We start from the raw sequence: 17672 nt of genomic DNA on the forward strand, positions 1-17672 counted from the left end.
CGCAATCTCCTCGTTGACACGCCCGATGTATCCTCAGGAGCCAGTCCACATGTGTGGACCCCGTGGCAGCCTGCAGGGGCACGGCACGGGGTCCGCGGCATAGGACCGTTGACGGGCTCGGCCTCCACGGGGTCGGGCCCGTCAGTGCGTGTGGGGAAGCTTCAGAGCCCCAAGTACTCGCGTACCGTGCGGCACATGTAGTACACGGCCTGGAGACTTCCCCCGACCAGTCGCGCTGCATCAGCAGCCCGTTGCCAGAAGGTCCTCGCCGGCTTGTGGTCCCCTTCGGGACCGCGGCCGACTGTCACGCCATCACCTCCCCTCACCAATGGAATCCAGCGCCGGCGTACCCACCGGGCGACCCGCGGGGACGGACGCGGACACGACCGCCACGAGGTGGGTTTTGAAGTAGCCCTGACAGACGGGTGCGCTCAGGACATGCACGCACAGGCGTGCATCGAGCAAGCATCTATCGGTGTGCGAAGCGCAGTTCAGGGCGGACGCCGGCCTGCGCGGGACGGACGAGCTCGAAGGCCACTTGACCGCAAGGGCTGACGTGGACGCCGTGAACGGCGGGTTCGGGCAGGCTGTTGTAGTGGAAGGGTGTGGAGAAGTAGTAAGCGCCGGTGTCCGGGAGAACGACGATGTCACCGGGGTCCAGGAGCGGCAACGGGCGGTCGCGTGCCAGCAGGTCGCCGGCGAAGCAGGCCGGGCCTGCGATGTCCTGCCGCACGGGCCGCCCTCGCTTGGCACGACCAAGGGGGTCATGGGCCTCGATCCGCAGCGGCCAGGCGTCGGGATTGAACACGGTCCGCGTGGCGACCTGGACGCCGGCGTGCGTGATCGCGATCGGGCGGCCACCCGCGTTCTTGGTGTACTCGACGTACGCGGCGGTGAAGCCGTTCTTGGCCATGATCGAGCGTCCGAACTCGGTGACGATCTCGTACCTGCCCGTGAACAGCGCCGGCGCGTGCTCACGCAGGCGGTCCACGTAGGTGTCGAAGCCGGGGGTGATCTCGTCGCCGGCGAAATTGACCGGCAGACCCCCACCGATGTCGATGCCGACCACCTGGCGCCGCCCGAGGGCCTCGTTGACCTCTTCGGCGAACTGCACCGCCTGCCCGATCCCCCGGGCGATCAGGTCCAGCGGGCAACCCTGCGACCCGACATGCGTGTGCACCCACGTGAGCCAGGGATGGTCCCGGTACGCCCGCAGCAACCGCTGCCGGTTGCCTTCGTCCGCCAGGGGGACACCGAACTTCGACGTCTCCGTGGCGGTGCTCATCGCGGCGATCGCTCCCCCGCCGACCTGGGAGTTGATGCGCACACCGATCCGAGACCGCGGGGGGCGCGCTGCGAGGATCTCGTCGATCCTGGACAGTTCCTGGAAGTTGTCCGCGTTGACCGCGACGCCCAGACCCAGAGCCCATCGCAGTTCCGCGCGGGACTTGGCCGGGGAGTCGAACACGATCCGATCGGGTGCGAAGCCCGCTGCCAGCGCTGCGGTGAGTTCACCGGCGGTGGCGACTTCGCAGCCCAAACCGTTGCTCCGCAGCTCCGCCAGCACGGGCACCAGGCAGTTCGCCTTCGCCGCGAAGGCGTGCAGGACACGGAGCGAGTCAGGGAACGCGCGATGCAGGGATCGTGCCGTCGCGGCGAGGCCGTCGAGGTCCACGAAGCCGGCCAGTACGGCCTGTTCCGGGTCCAGCAGTCCTTGGCGCACGGCTGCCCGCAGGATGTGCTCACGCCGTTCGGCGGGTTTGAGGAGGTTGGTCACGGCACGCCTTCCGGTGTCGATGTCCTGAGCGCCCGGCAGTCCTGCCGGGCGGGTCACCAGGCTGCCCGTGGGTGCGGGAAGGTGTCTTCGTGGAGTGTTCCGAGATGCTGCCGCCGAAACGGCACGGCGGGGCAACATCTCGCAGTACACGCCTTGCCGTTGTGCGCGGCGACAAGGGAATCGCGTTCTCCTCTTGCCGATGGCCAAGTGCTCACCTGCCGCCGCGCTCGAGCAGGCGCAACTGGACCTGCGCGAGAAGGCGGGCGTCAGGGCTGTTCAGGTCCATACCCGACACCTGGGTGAGCCGGCGGATGCGGTATCGCAGGCTGTTGGGATGCACACCCAGCGCCCGGGAGGCGGCGGGCACGTCACCGAAGTGGTCGAGGTACGCCCGCAAGGTTTCCACCATGGAACTCCCGCTGTGGTCGGCGTCGAACGCCGCCAGCCGGGCCACGGGAGTCTGCGGCGGCAGCACCAGCCCCGTCAGTGCGTCCATGACCTGCATCATGCCGACCGTCTCGGCCACCTCCCCCGTACCCGCGACGGCACGGGTCTCCCCTGCCTTCAGCAAGGCTCCGAGGGCCAACTCGGCCGATCGGCGGGACTCGGCCAACCCCGCCAGGCCCTCTGCCACGTCGCCCAGGCCGATCTTCACGCCCGCGCCGAGCGCGGCCGGCAACTGCCGCACCAGCGAGTCCCCCAGCCGCGCCACCTGTCCATCTGCCCGCTGTCTGTCCGGCTCCAGTGCGCCCAGCAGTACCAGGGCCCTGCCGTTGAGGACCACGACCACGGCCTGGTGGCCGTAGGCGGCGCAGTGCAGCGCCAGCAGGCCGTGCAGCCGTGCGGGGTCTCCGCTTCGCCGTGCGGCATCTTCGTTTCCTTGACCCTGCCCGGTGTGCACCGCCAGGACGGCACAATTCCCCTGCGCCGGGAGCGCAGCCCGCTCGGCGAGCACCTCGGCGGATCCGCGCCCCTCCAGCAACGCACGGGCCGCGTCTTCCACGAGACGTGCGTGCGCTCCGCGCGTGCGGTGATGGATCAGGTGAGGGGCAGCCGCCCGGGTCGCGGCCCGCAGGACATCGGACGCGTTCGGCGCGAGGGGCCGGCCCGCGGCTGCCACCCAGATCGACCCCAGGATCTCACCGCCCGCCCTGACCGCCACGACCAGACGCTCCGGGATCTCGCCCTTCGCCGGCCGGTGCAACACGTCGCCCGCACCCCACAACGCCTGGAAGAATCCGGCCTCGTGCATCGCGGCGACGCGCCACGGCGGAACGCGACGGCCGAGGATGGTCAACCGGCGCAGATCGTCTACGTCCTCCTCCGTCGAGGAGTAGGCGAGCACCCGGGACTCCGTGTCCTCGATCGTCACCGCGCCACAGACGACGGCCGCGACCGCGTCGGCCAGTCCGTTCAGGTCGCCCAGCGCCACGGCCACCGCCCCCGGATCGGGCGGGACACCCGCCGAGGCCAGTCCTGCCCGCAGCATGCTCACCAACTGCGCCCAGGTGCACCATGCCGTACGGAAGAGCACCGCGGGGCCGGCCTCCTCGGCGGCCGACCGCAGCACCGCGGCCGCCCGATCCGAACGGGCCGGCCCGAACACCACGGCCACCGCTCCGGCGCCGCCCACGCTGCGCACGACATCGACGGCAACGGCCGACTCCGGATCGACACCTACCGCCAGAAGCAGTTCCCCGGGCCCGATGCCGGGCTCCAGCGCATCCAGCACGGTCACCCTGGCGACCGCCGCCGCCAAGCCTCTGGGGGCCATGCACAACTCCAGGGCCCCCGTACCCACCACGGACAGCAGGCGCTCCAGCGTGACCTCCTGCGACGCCCCCGTGGAACCCCACGCGGATAACCCGCTCGACTCCATCGATCCTCCCCCTGCCCCTGTGCCCGCCACAATCCGCAGCGGCATCCCCGAGCGGCCCGGACAGCGACGTACGCCCGGCGCTCGGAGCGCGTCGGTGGCCGGCCCGGAGTCGTCCGGGGCGGGCGTGAGGGCCGGGCCGCCGCTACCGGCTTTCATCTCGCCAGGGGAACGTAGCGTAAGCCAACTGCCGGGGACCGCGTCGGCGCCTTCGGCCAAGTCGCCGACCGGGGAGGGTGGATGGTCTCGCGGCCGGGCCTCCTCCCCTCGTGCGGCCCCGCGCAAGGCGGTAGCCAGGACGGGCGCCGGCCGTCCTCGACGACGAACTCGGGAGGACGTGGCCAATCCCCGCCTTGCGGTTGCCTCGACGGCGTCGACCGCCCTCCCCTTGGCCGACGCTCGTTGTCAGCTGCGGTGGACCTGGAACGGCGCGAAGCTCTGCGCGACGGGCATGAGCTCGATCGTGTTGATGTTGACGTGTGCCGGCTGGGACGCTGTCCAGTACACCGACTCCGCAATGTCGTCGGCCGCCAGGGGCCGCATGCCGGCGTAGAGCCGGTCGGCCCTTTCCTGGTCGTTTCGGAACCTCACGGTGGAGAATTCGGTTCCCCCGCCCATTCCCGGTTCGATGCAGGTGACCCGGACACCGGTACCGTGCAGGTCGCTGCGCAGGTTCAAGCTGAACTGGTGCACGAACGCCTTGGTGGCGCCATACACGTTGCCCCCGGGGTAGGGATAGGTGCCGGCGATCGATCCAATATTGATCACGTGTCCCCGCCCGCGCGCGACCATGCCGGGTAGGACCGCACGCGTGCAATGGAGCAGCCCCTTGCAGTTTGTGTCGAGCATCGTCATCCAGTCGTCGAGATCAGCCTGATGGGCCGGCTCCAGGCCCATCGCGAGGCCGGCGTTGTTGACGAGGAGATCGATCCTGGAGAAGTCGTCCGGCAGGCCCGCCATCGCAGACCGGACCGCCTCGCGATCTCGCACGTCGAGCACCAGAGGAAGAACATGGGGCCCCAAGTCCGCTGCGACCTCCGCGAGTTTGTCGCCCCTGCGTCCCGCGATGACGATACGTGCGCCGGCTGCCGCGAACCGCCGCGCGATCGCTGCGCCGAAACCGCTGCCGGCCCCCGTGACGAATACCGTGACCTGTGGTGCTGTCAGCAGGGTCACCGCCTGTCCTCCTTGTCCGCTTCGGCCGGCAGCGAGTTGAGGAAGCGCTGGAGCGCGACGTCGAATTCGGCAGCCCTTTCCAGGTTCGGCATGTGCGCCGCCCCCTGGATGACTTCGAGCTTGGCCTCAGGGACACATTCACTGATGAGGCGGGCATCGCTCACCGGAGTGAACTCGTCGTCCGCCCCTACGACGACCAGCGTCGGCACCGCTATACGAGCGAGCATCTCGATGTAGTCCGGTCGTTCCGCTCTGCCTCGCAGCGCAGCCGCAGCACCCTCGGGAGACGTACGGGCCATCATGCCCATCACATGGTGCGCAACACTCGGCAGCGCCTTGATGTTGTAGGGGGCCACCATCTTGGGCAGCACCTCTTGGGCGTAACCGCTCATGCCCTCCCGCAAAAGGCGTTCAGCCATCGCGTAGCGAGAGATCCTGCCGTCCTCTGTCTCCGCCGCGGCGAACGTGTCAGCGAGGAGAAGTCCACGGATGCGGCTGGGGAACAAGCGGTAGAACTCCATGACGATCTGTCCACCCATGGACAGGCCGCCGAGGACGAACCGGTCGATCTTGAGGTGGTCGAGAAGGCTCGCAACATCGCGCGCGAACGTCTCCAGAGTGGTCTTGCCGGCCACCACCGAGCTCTCGCCATATCCGCGCAGGTCAGGCGCGATCACGCGCCAGCCGGCCTGACTGAAGTGCTCGATCTGCGGTTGCCACATCGAACGGTCGAACGGGTGGCCATGTATGAGCACCAGTGGTTCGCCGGTGCCCACATCCTCGTACCCCACGGTGATCCCGTCGAAGAAAGCCTGACTCACGACAATCGCCTCTCCTCATTCGCCTTGACCGCTCGATGCTATGAGGTGCAATCTATCGGTGCAATGAAAACAATGCCCTCGGTGCAATATAGGGGTGCCAGTGGAGGACTACCGGGTGATCGCCGATCGCCTCGCCAACGACATCGCTCGCGGCCGTCTGCGGCCGGGGGACCAACTCCCGCCGCAGCGCAGGTTCGCACGGCAGCACGGCATCGCGAATTCGACCGCAGCGCGTGTGTACCAGGAGCTGATCGTCCGTGGCCTCGTTGTGGGCGAAGTCGGTCGCGGCACGTTCGTACGAGCCGCCGCACCTCCACCCGAACCGGCCCTGGCCGAGCCGGCCGACGCGCGAGTCGACCTGGAGCTGAACTTCCCGGTTCTTCCCGGGCAGCCGGCACGGCTCGCCCAGGGCCTCACGCGCATCCTGCGCCCGGACGCACTCGCCATGGCCCTTCGACCCGTCGGAGCATCCGGACACACTCTCGCCCGCGAGGCCGCAGCAGCGCACCTCAGCCGCGGCGGCTGGGCACCGGACTCACAGCGGCTCCTGTTCGCCGGCAACGGAAGGCAGGCGATCGCAGCCGCGATCGCAGCCCTGGTGCCCGCCGGGGAACGCCTTGGCGTCGAGCCGCTCACCTACCCCGTTGTCAAGGGCATCGCAAACCGCCTCGGCGTCACGCTCGTTCCCCTGGCCGTTGACGATGACGGCCTTGTGCCGGATGCCCTCATCGCCTCCCCTGCCCTGCGCGCCGTCTACCTTCAGCCGACACTGCACAATCCGCTGGGCATCACCATGTCCGAGGGACGACGCGCCGAAATCGCGGACATTCTCGAGCGGAAGGACATGTACGCGATCGAGGACGCCATCTACGGCTTCCTCCGCAACGACCTGGCGCCTCTAGCCGCGCTCGCGCCTGAGCGCACCGTTGTGGTCGACAGCCTGTCCAAGCGGCTCTCCCCAGGTCTGACGGCAGGCTTCCTGGTGACGCCGCCTCGCATCACACAGGCCGTCGCCTCGTCCCTCAGGTCAGGGACATGGCTGGCGCCGGCCTTCGCCCTCGAGGCGGCAACTCAGTGGATGACCGACGGCACCGCGGCCGACATCGAGCAGTCGAAGCGGCAGGATGCTGCGACGCGCCAGCGGATCACGATGGACCGGCTTGCCGGTCAGACGCTGCGCGCCGACCCTCACGCCTACCACTGCTGGTGGGAGCTGCCGGATCCGTGGCGGGCGGAGACGTTCGTCGCCGCCGCCGCTCGCCGGGGCATCGCCGTCACACCCGCCGCGGCCTTCGCGGTAGGAACGGGTCACGCGCCCAACGCCGTTCGGCTCGCCCTCTCCTCCCCGCCGACGGACACGCTGACGCATGCTCTTGACGTGCTCCTCGAATTGGCCCACGGCGGGCCGGAAGACGCCGGACTGGAGTAGGGCTCCGCGTTGCCGAGGCCAGACCACGGCAACGCCGCCGGGCTCCGGCATCCGGTCCAGAGAATCTGGAGGAGTCCGGCCGCCCGCCGCCGCACACAGTCGGTCGTACGTCGACGGGCTTCAAGGGCGATGAGCCGCTGCGAGAGGGCGGGAGCGGCCAAAGTGCGCCAACCTGATCGGGGCCTGCCGCTGGTCCTCCTCGCCCAGGTCCTCGAAGCGGGCCGACAGGGTGTCCAGGCCCGTCATCACCTGCCGGTGCCAGCCCATCACCACCGGCGCGCGGACGCGGACACATCGCAAAAGCGGGCTACGGGCGAGAGATGACTGGGGTCCGTCTTCGAACAGAACTTGCCGAGAGCCCGAGCCGCCACCCTACCCGCTGCCGAACAACCCACCCGAGCTCCCCAGCGCCCCCACAGGGCTTCCTCCCAGGCCCTCCCGGGCCGCTGACATCCGTGTCGGCGCACCAGCGGGTTGAGTGGTGTGCCCACCCACTCAGAAGTGGGTCGCTTACGCGAAGTTCGGACGTTCATCGGCCCGTCCTCTTGGCGATGGCCGGCGGCCCTCCGTGCAAATCCTTGAGCGATGACGTGAGCAATGGTCAGCATCGGCGGCCACGACGGTCACAACTCCTTCATATTTTCGCTGCTCTCCGTGGTTCTGTGTAAGCGGAGCGCAATCGACGTGACGCGAAGTCCTCTTGAGTCCACCTGGAGACGGCAAAAGACTGCTGCGGTGACAAGGCCGCACTTGTGTCCCCGGACCCGCGGCACAGCAGTCACGATCGCCATGTGAGGAGAACGTCGATGCCCGACGCCAGCCGTCGAGACAACGCACACTCGATCATGCTCACCGACGGCACCGCCACCCGTACCCGGGAGGCGGCCACCGTCGACCTGGCGCCAGTCCAGGAACTGCACCGCCGTTGCTCGCTGGGCAGCCGAGCCCTGCGATACCACGCGGGCAAGTCCGGGCTCTCACCGGCCGAATGGCGTCAGTTGTCCAACCCGGAGCGCGGCACCACGCTGGTGACCACGCCGGCCGAGCATACGGGCCACATCATCGCCATGACCAACGTCATGCGCACCGATCAGCAAGGGGTGGGGGAACTCGCGATCCTGGTCGAGGACGCGTGGCAGGCAAGGGGGCTCGGCACCGCGCTGGCCGAACATGCGGCGGCCGTTGCCCGCCGCGAGGGACACCACACGCTGGCCGCCGCGGTGGCGGCGGGCAACAAGCCGATGCTCCATGTCCTGGAGAAACTGGACGCGACGCCGGTCGACGCCTCTGGGCCCGTGCTCGACCTCCGCATCCCGCTCTGAAGATGCCTGGCGGGCCGAGCGCCGTCGGCATGCGCTGGACATAGGACGTCCACCGAGCACGACCTGCGGGAAATCCTGGACGCGATCTTGCGCGTGGACCGCACCGGGGTGCAGTGACGTTACCTGCCACAAGACTTCCCGCCTTGGGAGACGGCTACTTCGCCAAGTGGCAGAAGGACGGGGTGTTCACCGAGCTCACCGGCGTGCCGCGCAGGCTTACGGCAGGAGGGGGCAAGCACGCGGAGCCGTCCGCGTGCTTGATCGACGCGCAGAGGGTGAGGACCTCCACCAACGTCCCGGCCGCCGGGCAGGGCACCGATGCGGCGAGGAAGACCGTGGGCCGCGAGGGCCGCGAGTAGCAGGACTCCGTCGCCGGCACACACCTGACGCACCGATGCCGGGATGGAACATCGGGCGAGCACGACCCCTAACTGGAGGCCCGGGCCGGGTCCTGACTCCTGATCAGGAGTACGGCGGGGACCAGCAGCAGGATCACTGGTGTGGGCTCCAGGATCATCGCTCCTACGAGGCTCCAGGCGGCCAGGCCCCAGCCGATGACCGGAGGCACCGCGATCTCGCGCCGCGCCAGGTCCATCACGAGTATGCCGAGCAGCATGACCGGCACCGCGAAGCTGCCCAGGGAGACCCAGAAGGCACCGGCCGCGCCGCCGGGGTGTACGAACTCCTCTCGCGGCAGGCCCCACAGCTCGCCGGTGAACCAGTCGCCGAAGTACCGCGTGTTCTGCGCTCCCAGCACCACAAGGTGCAGCGTTCCCAGTGCCAGCAGGATCCGTCCAGCCCATCGCATCATGCCCAACCCCCTTACGAAACCAATAGTTCCGAAACTGACAGTACCGTAACATGGCCGCATGGCACGACCGCGAGACACCCGTGTGGACGAGGCGATCCTGAGCGCCACCCGAGACCTGCTGACGGAGGACGGATACGCCGGACTGACCATGGACGCGGTGGCCGAACGGGCGCGGATCGGCAAGGCGGCGATCTACCGGCGCCACGCGACCAAGCAGGAGATGGTCTTTGCGGCCGCCGTGCACGGCACCGACCTGCCCGACCCACCGGACACCGGGACCCTGCGCGGGGACCTGATCGCGCTGGTCCAGGAGGTCGTCGACCAGCTGAGCCACCCGGCGGCGGCCGCCGCGGTCCCGGGGTTGCTCGCGGACATCGGCAGCTCGCCGGAGCTGGCCGCCCGCTTCCAGGACGCCTTCGTCACGCGCCAGCAACTGGGCCTCGGGCATCTCCTGGACCGGGCGCTCGCACGCGGGGAGCTCCGCAGCAGACCGGACGTGACCTTGACCCACGCCATGGTGTGTGGGCCCGTCTTCGCCGTGCTCTACCTACAGAACCGCACCGGGGACGGGCTGGCCGAGTGGCTCGGCCCCTTGCTGCACAGCGCGCTGACGGCATGACGAACGCCCGACGGGAATCCCGCCGGGCCTGGCAGCGGCGATCCGGTTGTCCCGGCATCACGGAATGAACCGCGAATTCCGGGATGAGACGCCGGGAGAAAACGACCTCTCACCCGCTTCGGCGTCTCGGCGGCGCAGGCAGCGGTACGTCGGCCCGAAGGGCGGTCAGCGCCACGGCGCCAAGTGCGGCCGGCACGACCCGGCGAGCACCTCAGAACGGTTCAATCGGCGGCATCGCGCAGCAGATCCAGCAAGCCCAGTGCCGTCGGCAGCGGGGCGGCGGGCAGCGCCACATGCACAGTCCGGTGCGGAGGGAGGTCGCCGAGCCGGCACAGGACGAGTTCTGCCGGGACCGCCCCGGCAGCCAGCGAGGGGACCAGCGCGACCCCCAGGCCCGCCGCCGCATAACCGAACTTCCCGCTCCACTCCGCGATTCTGATGACCTTCTTTGGTCTGAAGCCCGCTCGGGCCCAGGCATCGGCGACCATCGTGGGACTGGCCGCGGGCGTGTCCTGGATCCAGACCTCGTCGCGCAGTTCCCTCAGGTCGATCGTCCCGGCTCCCGCCAGGTGATGCTCGCGGTGGAGGGCGACGAACAGCTCGTCCTCCAGCAGCACTTCCGTCGTCACACCCTCGGCCGACGGCAGACCGGACGGATAGTCGCTCACCACGGCGATGTCGAGCGCCCCGTCCGCAAGGCGCTGCATCAACGTGCCGGTCCGGCCCTCCAGCACGATGACCTCGACCTCCGGCGTGGCCTGCTTGAACCGCCGCAGGGCGGCGGGAAGCAGAGATATGTTCGCGGTCGCGAATGCCCCGACACGGAGTATCCCGCCCTGGCCCGCGTGGAGGACGGCCAGCTCCTGTTCTGCCGTCGCCAACCGCTCAAGCACCTCAACGGCGTGGCGATGCAGCGCCTGGCCGGCCGGGTTGAGCCGTACGCCCCGGGGGAGCCGCTCGAAGAGGGGGCCACCCGCCTGTTGCTCCAAGGAGGCAATCCGCCGGGACACCGCGGACTGCGTGTAGTTGAGTTGGGCCGCTGCTCTGGTGAACGTCCCGGTGTCGGCCACGGTCACCAGCAACCGCAGCGCGTCGATGTCGAACATATTCCTCCCATGCATGACTTCCATGCAATTTAGTCGCTGGTGGAATGCCTTGTCTCCGCCCTAACGTCGCCCACATGCCTCGCGCTCACTTCCCTTCCGGCGCTGCGGCTGATGTGTTCACCAAGGCGAAGATCTTAGGAGGAGACGTGCTGTCATGGGAGAAGGTACGGACAGGGCGGCCCCGGTGACCGGGGAAGCCGCGATCGCGCTGCCGGCGATGCTGGCCGATCTCGAGGCGCTCGTGGTCTGCGAATCGTTCTCGGCCGACCACGAGGCCCTGGCCCGCAGCGCCGCAGTCGTCGGCGCCTTGGGCGCGAGAATGCTGGGCGCCGAGCCGGAGACGATCGTGCTCGACGGTGTGACGCATCTGCGGTGGACCTTCGGCAGACCGCGGGTGCTCCTGATGGGGCACCACGACACGGTGTGGCCCGTGGGCTCGCTGGAGACCTGTCCCTGGTCGGTGGTCGACGGGATCGCCCGCGGCCCCGGAGTCCTGGACATGAAGGCGGGGCTGGTGCAGATGTTCCACGCGCTGGCCGCCTTGCCGTCCCCGCACGGCGTGTGCGTGCTGGTCAGCGGTGACGAGGAGGTCGGCTCCCCGACCTCCCGGGGGCTGATCGAGGCGACCGCGCGTGAATGCGCGGCCGCCTTCGTACTGGAGGCGGCCGCGGACGAACAGGGCGCGCTCAAGACCGCCCGCAAGGGCACCTCGCGGTACGAGGTCGTGGTGCACGGCAAGGCTGCCCACGCGGGGCTGGAGCCCGAGAAGGGAGTCAACGCCGCGATCGAGGCCGCCCACCAGGTCCTGGCCATCGCCGGCCTCGGAGCCTTGATGGGTGCCACTGGTTCCGTCCCGGGAGCCCCGACCGTCACGCCCACCCTGCTGTCGGCCGGAACCACACTCAACACGGTGCCCGCGCTGGCGAAGGTATCGGTGGACGTACGAGCAGGCACCCAGGCGGCGCAGGACCGGATTGACGTTCTCCTGCGCGAGCTGACCCCCCGGACGCACGGGGCTCGGCTGAGCGTGCTGGGCGGCCGGAAGCGGCCGCCCATGGAACCGGAGTCCTCCGCCGAACTGTTCGACCTGGCCTGCCAATGCGCCTCGGAGCTGAGCCAGGAGCCGCTGCGTGGGGTCGCTGTCGGCGGCGCCTCCGACGGCAATTACACGGCAGGCACCGGCTGTCCGACGCTGGACGGCCTCGGCGCCGTCGGAGGCGGGGCCCATACGGACACCGAGTTCGTCGCGGTCGCCCAGATGGTTCCCCGCACCCGCCTGCTCGCTCGCCTGATCACGCGGACCCTGCGTTGACCAAAACCCGTCAACCCATGGAGACCCTATGCGCACCCGCGTCCTCACCATCACAGCCGCCCTGCTTCTCGCTGGCGCTTGCGCCTCATCCCCCGAGGAGAAACTCGAGAGCTGGTACCACTCAGGCGGCGAAACACACATAATGCGCTTAACGGATGACACGTCCAGGGTCTACGTGAGCATGGCCCCCATCGGCACCATCGGGACCGCATGCCAGGACCTCCTGAAGGATCTCGCCGCTGCCGAAGCCTACGACCCGATTCCGGACGAGGACGCCCAGTCCTCCTGGTCAACCGCTCTGACAACCTTGCGCAATGGTGCGTCCGAGTGCACCGCCGGAGCCGCCGCACAAGACGCGGGCCAGGTTTCTCAGGGCGTCATGGAGATTCAGATCGACGGACTCGGCTACCTCACAAGCACCGTCCATCTGATCGCGATGGAGCTGACCAGCGAATAGCAGTACAGCAGTTCCACGGAAGGGCCGGTGCCCACATCGCGCCGTGCTGGTCAGCAGGCCCCGCAGCCGGCAGAGTCCCGGCGGCGGACGTGATGACGTCACCGTCGCAGATGGCGGCCTCGGCCATGCAGTCGCCGACGACTTGAAACCGACAGGTTCCCAATCCCGAAGGGGTGCACGGCGGGTTCGCGCCGCCAAGTCCGCGCCGGCCGGCCGATGGACGACCTCGGAAATCTCCGACCGCAGGCGATGAACCCGGCACCGCGTGACGGATTCGTCAGGCGGGTCAGCCGGCGCGTACCGCCGTCACGGTGAAGCGTTCGACGGCGGCGACGTGACCGCCCGTGGAGGCGACAACGGTGAGCACGGGATCGTGGGCCCCGGAGAAGGAGACCTTCACGTTCCAGGGCTGGTCGTTGCCGCCCGCAGGAGTGCAGCACGGGGACGTGCCCAACGGCGCCTCGGACGAGGGTTGGCGCACCTGGACACGGATGCTCTCGTCCACTCCGGAGATCCGCCCGCCGGTCACCAGCGGTGAGTGCACGAGCGACCCGTACGCGGGCGTGGTCAGCGAGAACGTCGTGTCGTCGGTGCCGACGACCTCCCACGGGGCATCCGGGCCGGTGCCGAACCGCACGAGGTGGATCACCGCTGCGGTGCCGCTCTCAGGCCCCGTCGGTGCGACGCCGATGCGGGCGTGCCGGCCGCTGACCTTGTGCGAGGAGACCCGGTCGATCTCTTTGAAGCCGAGGTAGTCACGGGTGAAGGCCAGCGCGGTCTGGTCGGGGTCACCGTGCCAGGGCTGGTGGCCGCCTGCGCGGTAGGCACGCTCCCACGCCTGGGCCTGGGCTAGCGTGGCGAACGGCCACACCGGCTGGAGGCTCCAAGAGCCGAGCGCAGGTGTGCCCTTGGGGGTCGGCGTGGGCGTGGTCGGGGCATTCGTGGCCGAGGGGGTGGCCGCCGAGGGTGCCGAGGTCGGCGTCATGTGCGAGGACGCGGGCGTCCCGGGTGCGGCGGGCGCCGATGCCGATGCGCTCGGGGACCCGCCGGAACCACTGCACGCAGTGAGCAACAGGCCAATCACGGTCGCTGCGGCGAAGAGTCGGAACGGGAGCGAGATGTTCATACGTGCCCCAGGAGAGGTGGAACCGACCGTGGACCGGCCTGTCCGCTATCGTGCCATCAGTCCGGTCGACGTCACAGTGGCTGTACGCACGCTTCGGACGGTGTCACCCTCCCAGGTGACGTGATCCGCGCCTCGACGGGGAAGCAGCACATGCCGCCTGCGCCGAACGCCTCGGAGAGCACCCTGAAGCTCGCGGCCCCTGGCACCAATCGCAGCCATCCCGTTCACCGAAAAGCGGTTGTCCGGCCCTCGTTCCCGTCAGTCCACCGCCGCCGCCTTCACCACCGCGTCGCCCGCCGCACACCGCTGTGGGGCGACGCCCTGGCGGTCCCCCGCCGTGATCACCGTCGAACGCCTCCACACAGAGCGCACCACCCCGACGACGTCACTGCCGAATGCGCCGAACGCGTCCAGGTCTCCGCGACCTCTGCCAAGCGTGGGCGGACCGCTACCGCGCGCTGGGCGAGGCGGGAATGGCCGCGGCTCCAGCCGCCCTGCCGCCCGCGGCGGTTACTCAGGCCCGTCTGCTCGCTCGAGCCCGGCGACCTCGAACTCCACGCGGACCTCGTCGGCCAGCCGCAACGCGCCCAGGAACGCCGTGTAGGGCTTGATTCCCCAGGTGGATTGTGTGACGGTTGCCCATCCGCGCAGGAGCCTGTCCCCATTCCCCTTCCCGTGCACCGTCACCGGGTGGGTCCGCCCCTTGATGGTGAGGTCACCGGTGATCTCGAACGACTGGGGCGTCCCCGCGATGCCGGTGGAACGGAAGGTGATCGTGGGGTGCTCTGCGGTGTGCAGCAGGGCCTTGTCTCCCAACGTCCGTTTGATTTCGGCCCGGTCAGCGTCGGTGAGCGGCTTCAGTCCGCCCGCTCCCTCCCGCACCTCCAACGAGGCCGTCTCGATCGTCACGCGCACCGACGACCGGTCCGGGGCGCTGACGGCTACGACCGCTTCTCCGGACCATCGGGTGGCCTCGATCGTGAGGTCGTGCCCCGCCCTGCGGCCCAGCCCGGCGCGGCCGGTCTTGATCAAGAGGCGGCCGGTGGACGGTCCGAGCCGGTATCTTCCGTCTGTGAGCGTCACGGCGCCGAGGGTACGGGGCGGATGCGGCCGGGGCGTTGAGGCAGCCCATTCGGCGTGTCCCCGGTCCCTGCGCCGAGACGAGGCTGGAGTGGAGCCGGATGCACTGCGCCCGGTCACGGCACCTGCCTTCGCCGGCGAACCGTGGTGGCCGCTGCAGCGAAGGAAACCTGCCAGTCCGGCGACCACTTGCGTCCGGGTACCGGAACCTGTGCTTGCTCCCCGGCAGCGACTGCTCGATCCGCTCCGACAGCTCATCCGACTCGCTTTGAACGCCTGACCGGCACCAGGAAGCCGTGGCCCACGGCGAGGCCGGTCATCGGCAGGCGTGTGCCCTTGTCCGCGCCCGGGGATGCCGGAGGCAGGTGCGTGCTGCGAATAGAGGCGGGACTCCAGCGTCGGCGCAAGATGCCATAGGGGGCCTGAAGTTGTCGATGAACTCTCAGTTTCGGAGGGCAGTCGGCACCAGGGGCCGCAGTGGAGCGCCTTGTATGGGTGCGGTGGGAGACGGCCAGGCTGCTGAACGGTGCCTACCGGCGTTGCGACGCATGGCACCGGATCGTTTTCTTGGAGGGAGACGAAGTCGTCTCTCCCATCCGGCACGTGCCGGATACCCACGCCCCGCCGGGCAGACGACGATGTCCTTTTCTTCCGCGATTGCCTGGGCCACCGATGCGTCGCGCGACCCGTGAAGCCACGGCTTACAAAAGAAGCTTGAGTCGTTTCTTGTCAATAAACAGTTCCTCTGAATATATAAAGGGATGGATCCCATCGGTAAAAGTGGTGGCGAGGAGGCGATGACAGGATGCTGATTGCGGACCGATCCCTCCCGTGAATTGGACCGTCTCCCCCAGGATCTCTTCAGCGGTGCGCGCCTGCCGTCGGCCATGCCGACGGACGCCTGGCGCGAGGGCGACTCGGTATGGGTCAAGTTCGAACTGCCGGGCGCCGATCCCGACTCCGTCGACCTGAAGACCGAGTGCGACGTGCTGACGGTCGCCGCCCGAGCGCGAGCCGGTCACGAAGGAAGACACCGAGGTCCTCATCTCCGCACGGCCCACGGGCGCCTTCATCCGGCAGCTCTTCGTCGGAGACCCTGACACCGAGCCATCGAGGCGACCTACGACGCGGGCGTGCTGAGCCTGTGTATCCCGGTCGCCGAACAGGCGAAGCTGCGGAAGATCGCGATCAGCGGTGCCGGTCAGAAGGAACTGCAGTCCTGACCGGTGCGCCACGAGTCGCCCTACGGCCGTCAGGCCGCAGGCGCGGCGTCCACGGAATGCAACGAAGGAAGATCAACCGCGAAGCGGGGAACGCCCATGGAAGCACTTGTCTGGCTGCTCATCCCGCTGACGGCCGCTCTCGGCGTCGGCGTCTGGGCGTGGTACGTCTCGCGCCCGCACCCCATCGACGTCTGGACGGACGTGGATCGCTACGACCGTCTGCGCGCCTCCCTGGGGCGCGGGGTGGACGTAGGGAAGAGCCAGGCCCCGTAGAGAGCAGGCCTGAGACGTCCTCCTCTGGGTGAGAGGTGTCGGACGATGGCTGTGATGTCCTCACCCATCGCCGCAGCGGACCTGCCTGGCCGCGCCGCCCGAGCAGCGGCTGCCTGTTTCCGGCGTCCGGCCGCAAGGGTGGCCGGGGAGCCCGGGTGCGTCCCGCCACAAACCGTGTCGTTCGCCGAAGCCCGTGCCGGCGGTCTGCCCTGGACAGACCATGTCGTCGGCCCTTCCCTGGGGACTGATCGCACTTCACCTGGTACGGGCGGGGCTCGTCCGCAGCGTGACAGCACTGGCCTCGACGACCTCGGAAAGGGCCGGGTCAACGGGCCAGCGGTGACCCGCGTACACCCCTGACATCGGTAAGCAAGCGCCGCAAGATCGAGATCGGCAAGCACCGGCAGATCAAGATCGGCGAAACCGCCTGACCGCTCAGATACGACCCTGGGTCCCGGAGCGCGGCGTCACTCCGGCCCGGGGTTTGCGGTCTCGTATGTCCTCGTCCAGGAGGCGCCGCACCGGCAGGCGTACTGCTCGACCAACTCGCCGTCGTCGGACACAGCCATGTCCCGCCGTACTCGCACGTGCACGTGCTGCTCACTCATGGGAACCACGCTCCATATGGGCGGCTCCACCTGAGCCCGCCGCCACGGCGAGCATATGCAGCTGCACACGGCAAATACCACGACCCTGTCCGCAATCTCACAGGCTGACCCGGCAGGAACTCCTCGCGTCCGGGCAACGGGACCAGGAGCCATGTCGTCGAGCCATGCCGTCGTCGGGCTGCCACACGCCTGCCGGGATGCACGTCAGCAAGGTGCATTCAGCTCCGTCATCCCCGCGCGATCCGCCCATCATGACCGGGCCCGCAGGCGGCGGTGGAGCCCTCATAGAACTGCGTCCGCCTGGAAGAGAGGCCGGGGAGCGTGTTCGTACGCCGATGACGCCCGCTCGTGGACATGCATCTCATGTGGTGTTACCGGATGCGCCTGTACCAGTGCGAGTGGAAGCTGTGGGCATGGCCATCATGCCGCCTGTCGTCGTGTATCCGCCGTCATCCACGGGTGGCCGCCGCGTTCGGCTGGACTCGCGGATCCTCGGGATGGCCTATGACCTGCGCGATCTTGCGGACTTCCTCCGCCATGCCGGACTCGACCCGGACGTCCTCGACGTCGAGAACACCGAGCTGATCGAGTGGCGGGGCGGCGGTCCACGTGTCTGGCCGAAACCGCCGCCGTGAGTTACGCGCGCGGTGAGGAAA

16 protein-coding genes and 2 pseudogenes are annotated in these 17672 nt (G+C 69.0%); 9 read left to right on the plus strand and 9 right to left on the minus strand.

The genetic code is table 11. The features are described from left to right. Positions 1 to 469: 469 nt before the first annotated feature. The 4 genes from J7E88_RS11025 to J7E88_RS11040 all read right to left on the minus strand — a co-directional run bounded on the left by J7E88_RS11025 (position 470) and on the right by J7E88_RS11040 (position 5650). On the minus strand, positions 470 to 1834 hold the full coding sequence (locus J7E88_RS11025; protein WP_374196264.1) for a diaminopimelate decarboxylase: 1365 nt from the start codon (positions 1832 to 1834) through the stop codon (positions 470 to 472). Positions 1835 to 1988: 154 nt separating this feature from the next. Continuing rightward, entirely contained in the window at positions 1989 to 3656 is a 1668-nt protein-coding gene (locus J7E88_RS11030; protein WP_215179655.1) for a CdaR family transcriptional regulator, read from the minus strand. A 402-nt stretch (positions 3657 to 4058) separates the two neighbouring features. After that, on the minus strand, positions 4059 to 4829 hold the full coding sequence (locus J7E88_RS11035; RefSeq protein ID WP_308307463.1) for an SDR family NAD(P)-dependent oxidoreductase: 771 nt from the start codon (positions 4827 to 4829) through the stop codon (positions 4059 to 4061). Beyond that, complete coding sequence (locus tag J7E88_RS11040) at positions 4826 to 5650, minus strand: alpha/beta fold hydrolase (protein ID WP_308307464.1); 825 nt, start codon at positions 5648 to 5650, stop codon at positions 4826 to 4828. The genes J7E88_RS11035 and J7E88_RS11040 overlap by 4 nt, the downstream gene beginning before the upstream one ends. A gap of 100 nt (positions 5651 to 5750) precedes the next feature. Between J7E88_RS11040 and J7E88_RS11045 the strand changes: the two genes are divergently transcribed. From J7E88_RS11045 to J7E88_RS37025, 3 genes and pseudogenes are all read left to right on the plus strand, one after another. Next, entirely contained in the window at positions 5751 to 7079 is a 1329-nt protein-coding gene (locus J7E88_RS11045) for a PLP-dependent aminotransferase family protein (protein ID WP_215180143.1), read from the plus strand. Positions 7080 to 7885: 806 nt separating this feature from the next. After that, the gene (locus J7E88_RS11050) at positions 7886 to 8401 is read left to right on the plus strand and encodes a GNAT family N-acetyltransferase (protein ID WP_215179657.1); all 516 of its coding nucleotides are present in this window, start codon (positions 7886 to 7888) and stop codon (positions 8399 to 8401) included. Between the two features lie 4 nt (positions 8402 to 8405). Then, positions 8406 to 8748, plus strand: a pseudogene (locus tag J7E88_RS37025) (transposase); the annotation flags it as partial. A gap of 80 nt (positions 8749 to 8828) precedes the next feature. Here J7E88_RS37025 and J7E88_RS11060 read toward each other — a convergent pair. Continuing rightward, the gene (locus tag J7E88_RS11060) at positions 8829 to 9212 is read right to left on the minus strand and encodes a DUF6463 family protein (RefSeq protein WP_251022443.1); all 384 of its coding nucleotides are present in this window, start codon (positions 9210 to 9212) and stop codon (positions 8829 to 8831) included. Positions 9213 to 9270: 58 nt separating this feature from the next. Between J7E88_RS11060 and J7E88_RS11065 the strand changes: the two genes are divergently transcribed. Then, positions 9271 to 9831: a TetR/AcrR family transcriptional regulator gene (locus tag J7E88_RS11065; RefSeq protein ID WP_251022444.1), complete on the plus strand. Its 561-nt coding sequence runs from the start codon at positions 9271 to 9273 to the stop codon at positions 9829 to 9831. A 221-nt stretch (positions 9832 to 10052) separates the two neighbouring features. Here the strand turns inward: J7E88_RS11065 and J7E88_RS11070 are convergent, their stop codons facing one another. Then, entirely contained in the window at positions 10053 to 10937 is an 885-nt protein-coding gene (locus J7E88_RS11070; RefSeq protein ID WP_215180149.1) for a LysR family transcriptional regulator, read from the minus strand. Between the two features lie 217 nt (positions 10938 to 11154). Between J7E88_RS11070 and J7E88_RS11075 the strand changes: the two genes are divergently transcribed. Both J7E88_RS11075 and J7E88_RS11080 read left to right on the plus strand, forming a co-directional pair. Beyond that, complete coding sequence (locus J7E88_RS11075) at positions 11155 to 12249, plus strand: M20/M25/M40 family metallo-hydrolase (protein ID WP_215180151.1); 1095 nt, start codon at positions 11155 to 11157, stop codon at positions 12247 to 12249. A gap of 28 nt (positions 12250 to 12277) precedes the next feature. Next, entirely contained in the window at positions 12278 to 12706 is a 429-nt protein-coding gene (locus J7E88_RS11080) for a hypothetical protein (protein WP_215179661.1), read from the plus strand. Between the two features lie 286 nt (positions 12707 to 12992). Here the strand turns inward: J7E88_RS11080 and J7E88_RS11085 are convergent, their stop codons facing one another. Further along, on the minus strand, positions 12993 to 13691 hold the full coding sequence (locus tag J7E88_RS11085) for a hypothetical protein (RefSeq protein ID WP_251022445.1): 699 nt from the start codon (positions 13689 to 13691) through the stop codon (positions 12993 to 12995). A 651-nt stretch (positions 13692 to 14342) separates the two neighbouring features. Further along, positions 14343 to 14915, minus strand: a complete 573-nt coding sequence (locus J7E88_RS11090; RefSeq protein WP_215179664.1) for a YceI family protein — start codon at positions 14913 to 14915, stop codon at positions 14343 to 14345. Positions 14916 to 15724: 809 nt separating this feature from the next. On the opposite strand from J7E88_RS11090, the pseudogene J7E88_RS11095 reads away from it, so the two are divergent. Then, positions 15725 to 16135: pseudogene (locus tag J7E88_RS11095) on the plus strand (Hsp20/alpha crystallin family protein). 96 nt (positions 16136 to 16231) lie between these two features. Then, positions 16232 to 16408 carry a hypothetical protein gene (locus J7E88_RS11100; RefSeq protein WP_215179666.1) on the plus strand — a complete coding sequence of 59 codons (177 nt, stop codon included), beginning with the start codon at positions 16232 to 16234 and terminating at the stop codon, positions 16406 to 16408. 467 nt (positions 16409 to 16875) lie between these two features. Here J7E88_RS11100 and J7E88_RS11105 read toward each other — a convergent pair whose 3' ends face one another. Next, a complete protein-coding gene (locus tag J7E88_RS11105) occupies positions 16876 to 17016 on the minus strand; it encodes a hypothetical protein (RefSeq protein ID WP_215179668.1) in 141 nt (46 codons plus the stop codon). Between the two features lie 413 nt (positions 17017 to 17429). Between J7E88_RS11105 and J7E88_RS11110 the strand changes: the two genes are divergently transcribed. Continuing rightward, complete coding sequence (locus J7E88_RS11110) at positions 17430 to 17651, plus strand: hypothetical protein (RefSeq protein WP_215179670.1); 222 nt, start codon at positions 17430 to 17432, stop codon at positions 17649 to 17651. Positions 17652 to 17672 lie beyond the last annotated feature (21 nt).

It is taken from the genome of Streptomyces sp. ISL-10 (assembly GCF_018614575.1).
Lineage (GTDB): Bacteria > Actinomycetota > Actinomycetes > Streptomycetales > Streptomycetaceae > Streptomyces.